8 protein-coding genes are annotated in these 12241 nt (G+C 73.1%); 1 reads left to right on the top strand and 7 read right to left on the bottom strand.

Features of this window, described 5'->3' with window-relative positions; translation table 11 throughout:
* Positions 1-21: 21 nt before the first annotated feature.
* Both ACFRMQ_RS28810 and ACFRMQ_RS28805 read right to left on the bottom strand, forming a co-directional pair.
* Entirely contained in the window at positions 22-1680 is a 1659-nt protein-coding gene (locus ACFRMQ_RS28810) for a PxKF domain-containing protein (protein ID WP_380733591.1), read from the bottom strand.
* A gap of 207 nt (positions 1681-1887) precedes the next feature.
* Entirely contained in the window at positions 1888-4794 is a 2907-nt protein-coding gene (locus ACFRMQ_RS28805) for a BTAD domain-containing putative transcriptional regulator (RefSeq protein ID WP_380733590.1), read from the bottom strand.
* 650 nt (positions 4795-5444) lie between these two features.
* Between ACFRMQ_RS28805 and ACFRMQ_RS28800 the strand changes: the two genes are divergently transcribed.
* Positions 5445-5981 carry a LuxR C-terminal-related transcriptional regulator gene (locus ACFRMQ_RS28800; protein ID WP_380733589.1) on the top strand — a complete coding sequence of 179 codons (537 nt, stop codon included), beginning with the start codon at positions 5445-5447 and terminating at the stop codon, positions 5979-5981.
* Positions 5982-6461: 480 nt separating this feature from the next.
* Here the strand turns inward: ACFRMQ_RS28800 and ACFRMQ_RS28795 are convergent, their stop codons facing one another.
* The 5 genes from ACFRMQ_RS28795 to ACFRMQ_RS28775 form a co-directional block, all read right to left on the bottom strand.
* On the bottom strand, positions 6462-7340 hold the full coding sequence (locus ACFRMQ_RS28795; protein ID WP_380733588.1) for a hypothetical protein: 879 nt from the start codon (positions 7338-7340) through the stop codon (positions 6462-6464).
* Entirely contained in the window at positions 7337-8590 is a 1254-nt protein-coding gene (locus ACFRMQ_RS28790) for a cytochrome P450 (protein WP_380733587.1), read from the bottom strand. The genes ACFRMQ_RS28795 and ACFRMQ_RS28790 overlap by 4 nt, the downstream gene beginning before the upstream one ends.
* Positions 8587-8982, bottom strand: a complete 396-nt coding sequence (locus ACFRMQ_RS28785) for a nuclear transport factor 2 family protein (RefSeq protein WP_380733586.1) — start codon at positions 8980-8982, stop codon at positions 8587-8589. The genes ACFRMQ_RS28790 and ACFRMQ_RS28785 overlap by 4 nt, the downstream gene beginning before the upstream one ends.
* Before the next feature lie 150 nt (positions 8983-9132).
* Positions 9133-11868, bottom strand: a complete 2736-nt coding sequence (locus ACFRMQ_RS28780; RefSeq protein ID WP_380733585.1) for a PEP/pyruvate-binding domain-containing protein — start codon at positions 11866-11868, stop codon at positions 9133-9135.
* A gap of 3 nt (positions 11869-11871) precedes the next feature.
* The coding region (locus ACFRMQ_RS28775; protein WP_380733584.1) for a methyltransferase family protein at positions 11872-12241 on the bottom strand (370 nt) is incomplete at its 5' end.

Genomic DNA, 12241 nt, shown 5'->3' with positions numbered 1-12241 from the left:
CGAGCGGGCCGGTCCGGTCGCTCAGCTGAACCGGAACAGCGCGGTGTGGACGGTGCCGTCGTTCAGACCGAGGGTGAACACCTGGCAGGTGCCGGCGTGGGCCCGGTCGGTCTTCCAGACATAGGTGTACGAGCCGGAGGCCGCGTCGTAGCGCGGTGCGGCCTCCCCGGCGGTGGCGGTGGGCACGGGCGGGTCGAGCGGCGCGCCGGTGGCGCAGTCGACGTGCCGCGTGACCGGGTAGTCGCGGGCGATGACGTCCGGGCCGTGGTCTGCGCCCAGGGTGAACTTGACCGGGACGGCCCGTCCGGCGTTCATCCGGTTGACGGCGGGCGGGTTGGCGACCGGCGGCCGGAAGCCGCCGAAGGGGTACTCGTAGGTGTAGCGGCCGGCGACGGAGGCGGCGCTGGCGCCGGCCGGGGTGGTCACCGTGACGTCGACGGTGCCGCCGGCCCCCGGGGGAACGGTCGCCCGGAGGGTGCCGTCGTTGACGACGGTGACGCCGGTCGCCGCCGCGGCGCCGAACAGGACCGCCCTGGTGCCGGCCAGGTGGGTGCCGGTGATCGTGACGGTGTCGCCGCCCGCCGCGGGCCCGTGGCCGGAGCGCACCCCGGTCACGGTGGGCGCGACGGTGGCGACGGCCAGGGTGTACGGGGAGCCCCCGGTGGCGGCGGTGCGGCTGACGGTGCCGGTGGCGGTGTCGATCACCGACAGGGTGCCCCCGTGGCTGTTGGCCACGTACACCGCGCCGCCGGCCGGGTCGGCCAGCACGCCGACCGGGGTGGAGCCGACCGGGACCGAGCCGGTGACTCCGCCGGTCGCGGTGTCGATCACCGACACCGAGTTGGAGTTCTGGTTCGCCACGTAGGCGCGGGCGCCGTCCGGGGTGATCGCCACGCCCCCGGGGCCGGCCTCGACGGGGATGGTGCCGGTGACCGTGTTGGTGGCGGTCTCGATCACCGAGACGTTGGCGCTGTTGAAGTTCGCGGTGTACACCCGGGAGCCGTCGGGGGCGATCGCCACGGCGGCGGGCATCCGGGCCCGGCTGTCGACGATCGTGTCGCTCAGGGTGTTGGTGGCGGTGTCGATCACCGAGACGGAGCCGCCGATGAGGTTCGCGACGTAGGCGCGCGCGCCGTCGGGGGTCACGGCGATGCCGAAGGGCTGGGCGCCGACCGTCACGGTGGTGGTGACCGCCCGGGTGGCGGTGTCGATGACGTCGACGCCGCCGGCCCTCGGGCTGACGTAGTGCCCGACGTAGGCGTGGGCCCCGTCCGGGGAGAAGGCCACCGGTCCGGGCAGCCGGCCGACCGCGATCGTCGAGGAGACCGTGGCGGTGGCGGTGTCGATCACGGACACCGTGCCGCTGCCGTTGTTGACGACGTACGCCTGGGCGCCGTCCGGGGAGACCGCCACCGCCTGTGGAGCGGTGCCGACCGGGATGGTCGCGACGGCCGCGTCGGTCGACGGGTCGTAGGCCGTGACGGAGTTCGCGCGCGGGTCGGCGATGTAGACCAGCCGGTGCGCGGCCGTCTCGTCGGCGGCGGCCGCGTGGGCCGACGGCGCGGGCGCGACCACGGTGAGGGCGCCGAGCACGCCGGCCACCGAGGCGACCGCCGCCCGGTGCCGTAACCGCCGGAGCCGGCCCGGCGACCCGGCCGGTCCGTTGGGGACCGCTGTCATGTGACTCCACCTCTCTGTTCGGCGCACCGGTCGGGAATCCGTCCCGTCGGGCGCCGGGGGCTGTGGGGGTTGGGGGTGCAGGGGGGTGGGTGCAGGTGCCCTCGGGAAGCGTGGCCGACGGGGGCGCGTCGCGCCAGGGCGCACGATGGCGGCGCCGGGTCATGCGCCGGGCGCACAACCCCGGTGCGCGGACGCCCCGGCGCGGCCCTACGACACGCAGGCCCGGCCGCGGTTGTGCTCCCCGAGGTCGAACAGCGCGTGCCCGAGGGCGGTCAGCGCGTTGGCCCTGCGGTGTTCCAGACCGACCTTCTCGGAGATCGCCAGCGCCTGTTCGGCGGCCTTCAACGCCTCGGTCGGGCGGCCGGCGGCCCGGCAGGATTCGGCCAGTCCCACGAGCACACCGGGCATCCTGTCCCAGGAGCCGAGCGCGCGCAGGGCGCCGAGGCATTCCCGGTAGTCCTCGCACGCCGCCTCGAACAGGCCGGTTCCGTGCAGCGCCGTCGCCCGCGTGTAGAGCATGTGGACCTGGCCGACGGAGTCACCGAGGGTCTTGAAGGCCGCCAGGCTGCGCTCGGCCCTGCCCCGTGCGGACTCCGGCCGTCCGACGGCGACGTCGGCCAGTGCCGCCATCCCCTCGGCGAAGGCGCGCAAGGACCGGTTTCCCAGTTCCACGCTCAGGTTGACGGCCTCGTCGCACCAGGCGGTCACCTCCTCCTCGTCGCAGTCGGGGGCGCTGGTCAGCGCCAGCGCGCTCAGCGCACCGGGCAGCAGGGTCGCCTGCCCCGTCTGCCGTGCCAACGCGATCACCCGGATCGCTTCGACGCGGGCCTGCCGGGTGCGCTGGATCTCCCGTTGGGCCCACATCAGCGTGTAGCGGGCCCGCGCTTCGGAGTGCGGCAGGCCGGCCGCGCGGGTGGCTTCGGCGACGCGCCCGGCCAGGTCGCACAGTTCCGGTACGGCCGTGCCCAGGTCGATCAGCTGGACCAGCGCCAGTGTCAGGTCCGCGACCACCGGCAGCGGGCCGTCGGGGTCGCGGATGACCTGCCCGGCGACCGCCAGGACGGCGGTGATCTCCTGCCTGGCCCAGCGCAGCCCCTCGGCCGGTCCGTCGAACCCGGGCTCGGCGGCCTCCGCCGCCACCAGGTCGGCGAAGGGGAAGCCGGGCCTGACCACCCGGTACAAGCCGGCCACGGTCGCCAGGTAGTGCCGCAGCAGCCGCTCGGCGGCGGCCCGCCCGGCGGCGGCCCCGTCCTCCTCCTGGACCAGTTGGCGCGCGAACAGCCTCAGCAGGTCGTGGTACCGGTACCGGCCGGGGTACGGGCAGGACAGCAGCCCCAGATCGGTCAGTGACTCGGCCAGCCGTTCGGCCTCCCGCTCCGGCAGCTCCAGGAGCACCGCGGCGGCGGCCGACGACACGCCCGGGCCGTCCGGCAGGGACAGCAGCCGGAACGCGCGGGCGGTCTCGCCGTCGAGCTGGTCGTAGCTGAGCCGGAACGACGCGGCGACCGCCAGCTCGCCGGTCTCCAGTTCGGCCAGGCGCCGGCGTTCGGAGGCCAGCCGGTCGGCCATGTGCGACAGCTGCCAGGCCGGGCGGGCGGCCAGGCGGGACGCGGCGGTCCGCACGGCCAGCGGCAGGAACCCGCAGGCCTCCGCCAGCCGGCGGGCCGCCGCGGGCTCGGCGGCCACGCGCGGCTCCCCCGCGATCGCCGCGAGCAGCCGCACCGACTCCTCCGCGGTCAACGGCTCCAGGCCCACCTGCCGTGTCATCGACATCCCCGACAGCCACGACCGGCTGGTCACCAGCACCGCGCACGACCGGCTGCCGGGCAGGAGCGGCCCGATCTGCTGGGTGTCGCGGGCGTCGTCCAGCACGATCAGCACCCGCAGGCCCGCCACCCGGGACCGGAACAGCGCGGCCCGTTCCGCGGTCCCCTGGGGGATCGCCGCGTCGGCCACGCCCAGCGCGCCGAGGAAACCGGCCAGCACCTCGCCGGGCTCGGCGGGAAAGGCGCCGGTCCCGTGGAGGTCGGCGTACAGCTGACCGTCCGGGTACTGGTCGCCCACGGTGTGGGCGACGCGCACGGCGAGCGTGGACTTGCCCACCCCGCCCAGGCCCGATATTCCCACCACCGGCATCGCCGGGCCGTCGGGGACCAGGCCGTCGCACAGGGCTCGGCAGAGCTCGTCCCGGCCGGTGTAGTCGGAGATGTCGGCGGGCAACTGCGCCGGAGGGAGGACGAAGGAACCGGTCGGCCTGGCGCTCGCGTCGAACGCCGACGCGGAAAGCACGACCGGCGCGGGAGGCGCGGTCGGCGCGGCCAGCTTCGGATCGCCCGACAGGATCGCCAGGTGAAGCTCGCGCAGCCGCGGCCCCGGGTCGACCCCCACCTGTTCCAGGAGCGTGCGTCGGGCGTCGGCGTACACGCCCAGGGCCTCGGCCTGCCGTCCGCTGCGGTACAGCGCCAGCATCAGCAGCTCCCGCATCGGCTCCATCAGCGGATGCTGGTTGACCCACACGGTCAGCTCACCGATGACGTCCGCGTGCCGTCCCGCCTCCAGCTCCGTCTCCAGCCACGCCTGGACGGCGTTCAGCCGTCGTTCGACGAGCCGGGCCCGATGTGCCTGGGCGAAGGGTCCCGGCAGTCCCGCCAGGGGCTCGCCGTGCCACAGCTCGCACGCCTCCTTCAGCAGCCCGAGCGCACCGGCCGTGTCCCCGGCGGCGCGGGCCCGGCCTGCCGCCGAGACCCATTCCTCGAACACTTCGGCGTCCACGGACTCCGCGGGAATCCGCAGGACGTAGCCGCTGACCGAGGACACCAGAACCGTCGGGTGCACCCGGTCCGCCTCCAGTACGCGCCGCAGCCGCGAGACATAGGTGCGCACGATGCTGGCGGCGCGGGCGGGAGGGTCCTCCCACAGGGCGTCGAGGAGCTCGTAGACGGAGACGATCCGGCGTGCCCGTAGCGCCAACGCGGCCAGCAGCGCCCGCTGTTGGGGCGGGCCGAGGCTCAGCTCGGTTTCCCCGAGCCAGGCCCGCACCGGCCCGAGCAGGCAGAGGCGCAGCTGTTCCCCGCCACCCGGGGGCGATGCGTCGTGGCGCTCTCCGATGTCCATCACCCCGCGGCGGCGGGGGTGCGGCCGGACGGGCCGCGGCGCCGAGGCCGACGTGCTCCGGTCACCGCCGGGGGAGCGGGATGCCCCCCGTTCCGCACCGTCGGAGGGGTTTCGTCGGTCACATGTCCTCGCGTGTTTGATCTGCCGCGCTCACGCACGGGAACGGTAGCGCCTCGGATCGTCCCCCCAGGGGGCCGGGATTGCAAGCCGTTCCCGTCGGCACGGACGCCGAATCACCGTTGGCCGCCGAAGTGTTGGTCGTGCCGGCTGCCCGGTGGTGGCTGGAGTATCGGTGGAGTTGGTGCGGATCCGTCAATCTTTTATTGACCAGCAGAGGCTAACTTGCGCTCGGGTCGCATGTCCGCCGAGCCGTCGGTGGACCTGGCGAACTCCCGCCGTGTCGGCCGGGCTTCAGCAGGAATGACGGCGTCGTGCGCGGTCGATGCCTTGCCGACCGGTTCTGACGGAGTGCCGCCTGGAGGCGGCGTGTGTGCCGTCGATCGCAATGAAAGGAACTCGGTACCGTGTTGAAATACATCGACGATATCCACAATGGAACCCGACCGATCCCGGTGGCCGTTCACGCGCTGGACCCGCTTTCCCGGGCCGGAGTGGTGAGCTATCTCCGGCAGTTCCCGGAGGTGTCACTCGTGGACGACGGTCATCAGACCGGGGCCGGCGTGGCCCTGCTGGTCGCCGACACCTTCGACCAGACGGCCCTGACGTGCCTGTCCCGGCTCGTTCGGGCCGAGAGGACGCGGGTGGTGCTGGTCCTGGGACGGATCCGGGAGCCGGAGCTGCTCAGCGTCGTCTCGCTCGGTGTGACCACGATCCTGTGGCGCCGCGAGGTGACGGGGGAGCGGTTACGCGAAGCCGTCCTCACCGCCGACCGGGGCCACGGCGACCTTCCCCCCGACCTGCTGGGGAAACTGATCGGCAGCATGGGCCGCCAACGGGACGGCGAAGGTCAGACGCGCGAGAACGCCCCCACCGACTCGGGCATGTTGCCGCGCGAGGTCGACGTCCTGCGTCTGGTCGCCGACGGCATGGACACCGGGGAGATAGCCGTCAGGCTGCTGTACTCGGAGCGGACGATCAAGAACATCATCCACACCGTGACGACGCGGTTCCAGCTGCGCAACCGTGCCCACGCGGTGGCCTACGCGCTGCGCGAAGGCTACATCTAGCCCTGTGAGCGCGGAGGTTCCGCCGGACCGCCGGTTCGGGCGGCTCCCGCCGAGAGCCGCCCCGAAGGCCTCGGGGCCTGCGGGAAACCGGTGGAAAGCGGTTGCCCGGACTTCCCGTTCGGGCAACCGTGGTTCCGGCGGAAGGGTTTGCCTGAACCTGGCGACTCCGTTTCGGCGTTGTTCGTAGCAGGAGCCTCACGGCAAGGACGACGCTCGGGGACTCCGGCTCCTCGCCCGCACCGGTTCGACGGAATCCTTGATCGACCCCGGTTCATCACTCTCCCGGGGGCGTCAATCGGACCTTCGCCGTCGGGAGCGGCAAATGGCTTCCGAACTCATCGGTAGGACGCGAACGGTCTCATCGCCTCGAAGTCGTTCGGAGGCGTCCTTACGAGGGTGTCCGGGAGCTACCGGGACGAGCACGGGACACGATCGTCACCGCGACGGTGGTGACGATCGTGTCCCGTGCTGTTTGTCATTTCAGTAGCTCAGGCTGAGCAAGAAGTACCCGGTGAAGGCCGACAGCAGGTAGAGCCCGGGGACGATGGGCGACCAGCGGGGTTTCCGCTTCCGCCAGAACTGCCAGCCGGCGAGGGCGGGCAGCAGGAGGGGAAGGACCGCCAGCGGCACCAGCGCGGGTGTCGTTCGCGCCCCGGCGATCAGGAGCGCGGTGGAGAGGAGCGGCGTGGCCAGGGCGATGCCGATCGTGCCGGGGAGGCCGAAGACGTCGACGTAGCTGCGCTCACCCGGTTGACGACGGCGGGTGATCTTCTTCGCCAGCTCCAGGTGGAGCGAGGCGGACACGACGATCGCCACGGCGAGCACTCCGTGCCGGTCCGGGGTGAGCGCGGTGGTGTCCAGGTAGCGGACGTAGAGGTAGACGTGCAGCAGCAAGGGCGCCGGATAGCTGACCGCCAGGCTGAGCAGGAGCTTGTCCCCGGACGGCCAGTGCAGCCAGTGGTAGACGGCGAGCACGACCGCGCAGTAGGCGAGCTGGCCGGCGATCACGGCCATGGCCACGGGGTCGCCCGCGTTGAGCGCGAGCACCAGCACGGACCCCACGGCACACAGCACGAGCAGGTCGCGGACGCTCACCGCTCCGCTCGCCAGGGGCCGTCGCGGATTGTGCCGACGGTCGTACTCGAGGTCCCGGACGTCGTCCGCGGCCCGGAACATCAGCAGCAGGACCGTGAGCGTCACCGCGGCGTCGAGGGTGCCGAGACCCGGTCGCCACGGCGGACTGTGCGGCTGGACCGCGGCGAACAGCCCGGTGACGCCGAAGGCCCAGGCCCAGGCGAACAGCACGGAAGTCAACGGGGGGTAGCTGCCGGCCACGTAGACGGCCCAACGGCGGATCACCTCGCGCTCCCCGCCGCCCGCCACCGCACCGGCAGTTTCCACACCCCGCGCATGAACATCCGGCTGCGCCAGTCGAGTTCCTCCTCGTCCACGGCGAGTTCGAGGCGGTCCAGGCGGCGCAGGATCGCCGCCAGGCCCTCCTGGAGCTCCACGCGGGCGTGGGCCGCGCCGAGGCACAGGTGCCGGCCGTACCCGAAGCCCAGGTGGGGATTGGGCACGCGGTCGGGGCGGAACTCGTCGGGATCGGTGAACACCTCCTCGTCCCGGTTCGCCGCGTCGGTGAGCGGGATGACGACCTGTCCGGCCTCGATGACCACCCCGGCCAGCTCCACCGGTTCGAGCGTCACGTGCGGCTGGCCGCCGGTGCCGCCGAACCACACCCAGCGCAGCAGCTCCTCGGCCACGGTGGGGATCGTCGACGGATCACGGCGGAGCGAGTCGGCCAGTCCCGGTGTGCGCAGCACCTGGAGCACGCACATCGCGAGGTGCGTGGCGGTGGTCTCGCCGCCCGCCATCATGAGGCCGAATCCGAAGACGACGATCTCCTCGTCGCTGAGCCGGCTCTCCTCGGGCGCGGTCAGCAGTGAGGTCAGCAGGTCGTCTCCGGGCGTACCGGTCCCGATCGCCTGCCGTCGCCGCGTCACCTGCTCGGAGAAGTACGCGTACATGGCCTTGTGGGCGGCTTCGACCTCGTCGGCCGGGAACCGGCCGGCGGACATCATGACGGTCACCCGCGGCAGCAGTCGATCGAGGTCCGCGATCGGGACGCCGAGCAGGTCGCAGATCACCCGGTAGGGGAACGGCGTGGTGAACTCGGCGATCAGGTCGGCCGGTTGGCCGACGGATTCGAGCCGGTCGAGCAGTTCCTCGGCGATCCCGGCGATGCCGGGCCGGTCCTGCTCCGCCCGGTGGTGGGTGAACCGGAACCGGACCTCGCCGCGGCGTCGGGTGTGCGTGGGCGCGTCGCTGGTGACCAGGGCGAGCGAGGTCGACTTCCGGGCGAACAGGGTGCCGTTGGCCCAGGCCTCCCGGCTGAAGCGGGGATCGGCGAGCACGGTCCTGACATCGGCGTGCCGGGTGACCAGCAGCGCTTCGCGGGCGCCGGCGAGCCGCACCGGAACCAGCGGCTCGTCACGGAAGAGGTCCAGGTGGTCGCGGTGCAGGCTGACGCCGGGCCGGTCGGCGAACGGGAAGTGCGGGCATCCGGCCGCGGGGGCCCCGGCGGTGCGGTGCCCGGTTTCGGCGCTCACGCGAACCACCCCTCGGCGGGCTCGCGCGCGCCGTCCGGATCGCTGTGCCAGTACTCGTGGAGGCTGGTGCAGCGCCCGTCCTCGGCGAAGCGGAGCACGAGGCTGCCCGCGGCGGTCCGGGGCGTGCCGGTGGCGGGGTCGCGCAGGACGCACCACCACTCGACGGAGGCGCGGTTTCCGGACACGATCGGGGTGCCGATCCAGATGTCCGGGTCCTTCTGGTTCGACAGCGTCGTCGTCCAGTGCTCGGCGATCGCCCGTCGACCGACGCGGGCCACGCCGTAAGGGCCTTGGTGGTACGAGGCGTCCTCGGTGAACAGCTCGGCGATCGCCTGCGGATCGCGGCTCCTCCAGCGTTCCTCGATCAGGCCGATCCACTCGTGGGCGTTCACATCGTCTCCTTGTGCGGTTGCGGACTCCTGGCGGTCCAGGAGGGGAGGCAGGCGATCCCGGCGACCGCGTCGAGGACGCGCGCGTCGGTGCCGCTGCCGGTGATCGGAACGTGGCCGCGCCCGGCGGCCCGCGCGCGACTGCTCCGTCGCTCACTCCGTCGCTTCTTCGAGCTCGGCCTCGGACAGCAGGCGCACCGTTCCGCGGTCGCCGTCCAGTTCCACCCAGGCGCCGTCCGGGATGGCCGTGAGGGCCCGGGGCACGGCGACCACGGTCGGGATTCCCAGCAGTCGACCGCTGATCGCCGTGTGCGAGATGAGGCTGCCGCGTTCGACGACGATGCCCTTGGCCGCCATCATCAGCGCCAGCCAGCCCGGGTCCGTCTCCTTGGCGACGAGGATGCGGTCCGTGCACGACTGCGGCGGGACCGAGGCGTCCCGCACGATCTTGGCGCGGGCGCGGACCCGGCCGCTGCTGGACGCCAGACCGCGCAGCACGCCGTCCTCGGTCGTGTCCGCGGCGCGGTGGACGTCATGGCGTGCGGTCAGGGCGACGGGCACCGGGACGTCGGCGGGAACGGTGAAGTACGCGGGCGGCTCGGCCTTGCCGGCAGCCCGCTCCAGCTCCGCCTTGCGCCGGAGCGCGACGGCGCGCAGGTCGGTCTCGGTCAGGGTGCCGTCGAACGCGCCCAGGACCTCCTCCACGTGCAGGTGCACCAGGTCGGCCACCTCGTCGAGCATCCCCGCGGCGACCAGCCGGTCGCCCAGCCGCCACAGCACCTCCCGGGAGATGCCGTACAGCTGGCTGCGGCAGAACCGGGTGTCCTCGCGCGCCTTGACGGAGAACCGCAACGACGCCAGTGCGGCGCCCAGCGCGGCCCTGGGCAGCGGGTTGGGGCACGCCTCGCGCAGCGCCCGCCGTGCCTCGGCCCTGGCACGCGCCTCGTCGGCCAGGTTCGCCTCGACGGTCAGGCCCTGGGTGATGAACGGCCGCAAGGTCGGCAGGATCATCCACGGGTCCTGGCGGGGCGTGCGCACTTCCAGCTTCAGGTCGTGCAGCGCGCGGTCGCCGTAGGTCGCCAGGTGCTGCCCGAAGGCGGCCGCGATGTCCGCGCCGTGCCGGCCGCCCGCGATCTCGGCCCAGACCTCGCGCTCCGGACGCTCCAGCACGGCGTCACGCAACTCGGGCCGGGTACCGACCAGTTCGGCCAGGGCGATGGCCGAACGGACCGACGCCAGCGTGCGGTTGGGCTTGCCGCCGCCCAGCAGCCGCGGCAGCAGCGCGGCGCCGTCGGGGACCCACCGGTTCAGCAGCGCGTTGGTGCTCGCGAGGGCGGCCAGTGTGAAGTAGGTGGTCACCATCGTGGTGCCCCACCGCCGGCCGGCCTCGGCCCACATGTGGCGGTAGCGGGCGATCAGTTCCTCGGCCGAGCAGTGCTCCAGCGAGGCCGAGTCGGCCGCCAGGTCGTCCCACCAGCGCAGGAAGGCGCGCAGCCGCCGGGGCTGGTGGACGTACATCCAGGCCAGCCGGGGAAGGGCGGGCAGTACGTCCGCCCACGGCGTGCCCTGCGCCGGGCGGGGTGTTTCGGTCCGCTCGGTGAGCCCGAGCGAGCGTTCCCACAGCGGTCGCATCATCGCGAAGCCGGGGACCTGTCCGTGCAGCGCGTACCACGCGTCCAGCCGGTAGAACACCCGGCCGTCCAGGTAGCCGATCATGCGGTTGAGGTTGTGCTCGTTGCGGCGCAGGGAGCGCCCGCTCACGCCGAAGCGTCGGTAGAAGTCGGTGAACCCCATCCGGTAGAAGACGCGGGCCTGGGAGTAGGTCAGGGCGCTGGTCAGACCGGGGAAGCTCTCGGTCAGGTTGTGGTTGGTCCACGGCGTCCGCCCGGCGTCGTCCCGCCCGGCGTCGTCCCGCGCGCCGGAGCTCCGCGCGTCGGAGCCCTGGGTGCCGGCCACGACCACGGGCCTGGACTGCACCAGGTGGATCCCGCCGTCCGCGGTGACGGCGCCCTCGACGTCCTGCGGCCCGCCGAACAGGTCGGCGGCCTCGGCGGCGAGGGCGCAGATCCGGTTCACCTCCGCGTCCGTGAGCACCGGCGCGTCCGCGAGTCCGGCGGGCACCGGAAGCGTGACCGGTCCGTCGCCGGGCCGGGCCGGGTCCAGACCGACCATCACGGACTTCCGGACGGTGTCGCGCTCGATCGCGCCGGTCGGACCGTCCACCAGGAAGTGGTCGATGTCGGCCTTCTCCTGCACGATGCCCTCGCCGATGCCGTACGCGGCGGCGATCACCCTCCGGTCGGCACCGTCGCGCGGGTCGCGGGTGAACACCACGAAAGACTTCGCGCCCGGCACCATGCGCTGCACGCCGACCGCGACCCTGGCCGCCGTCGGATCGACGCCCCGGCGCACCCGGTAGAGCACCGCCTCGGGGTTGTACGCGGAGGCCCAGCAGTCCACGACCCGGGCGAGCACGGCCTCGCGGTCCACGTACAGGAAGCTGTCGGACAGGCCGGCGAACGGGTCGTCGGCGCCGTCCTCGCCGGCACCGTCCGGTGCCGCCGCCACACAGGCCCGGACGGCGACCAGGCCGTCTCCGCCCGTCAGTTCGTCGTATCCGGACAGGATCCGCTCCGCCAGTGCGGCCGGCACACCGGCGGCGCGGATCCGTTCGCGTGCCGCCGCCGCCCAGTCGGCCAGCTCCTCGGTGGTCGCCTCCGGTCCCGGGAAGGCGGCGGTGGTCCGCTCCGACGCCGGGAACGCCTCCGCGCTCACGCAGAAGAACCCGGGTACGGGCAGTCCGGCGCGGCTCATCACGTATTGCCGGGCGAACTTGTGTCCCACCGTCGCCGGATCGCCCAGCGCCGGTCCGTTCAGAACGAGTTCCACGGCCTACCACACTCCCGGGATGAGGCGCGCCCGCCCGTTCGCGTAGTCGGGGTAGCCGGGAACGACCCACAGCACCCGCTCCTCGACGAGGATCCGCCAGGTGACGCACGCGCACAGCGAGCAGAACAGCAGCACGCTCAGCGGGTTGAGGAAGAACGCGACGAACCCGGCGTTGGCCAGCAGCATCCCGGTGTAGGCGGGGTGCCGCATGTACCGGTACGGGCCGGTGCTCACGATCGAGTGGTCGGAGTAGCGGACCACATGGTGCGAGTAGAACCGGCCCAGGGTGCGGATCGCCACCAGCCGGAGCGCGACCGCGCCGGCGGACACCACGATCGGCACGGCCAGCCACGGCGACCACCGGTCCCACGGC

Source organism: Kitasatospora sp. NPDC056783 (genome assembly GCF_042789895.1).
GTDB lineage: Bacteria > Actinomycetota > Actinomycetes > Streptomycetales > Streptomycetaceae > Kitasatospora.
The sequence above is the reverse complement of the archived record's forward strand: the minus strand, read 5'-3'. Positions and strand labels throughout refer to the sequence as shown.

Bases quoted from the DNA above. Each gene is read 5' to 3' on its own strand.
- ACFRMQ_RS28805 (WP_380733590.1), bottom strand. From the start codon at position 4,794: ATGGACATCGGAGAGCGCCACGACGCATCGCCCCCGGGTGGCGGGGAA.
- ACFRMQ_RS28810 (WP_380733591.1), bottom strand. From the start codon at position 1,680: ATGACAGCGGTCCCCAACGGACCGGCCGGGTCGCCGGGCCGGCTCCGG.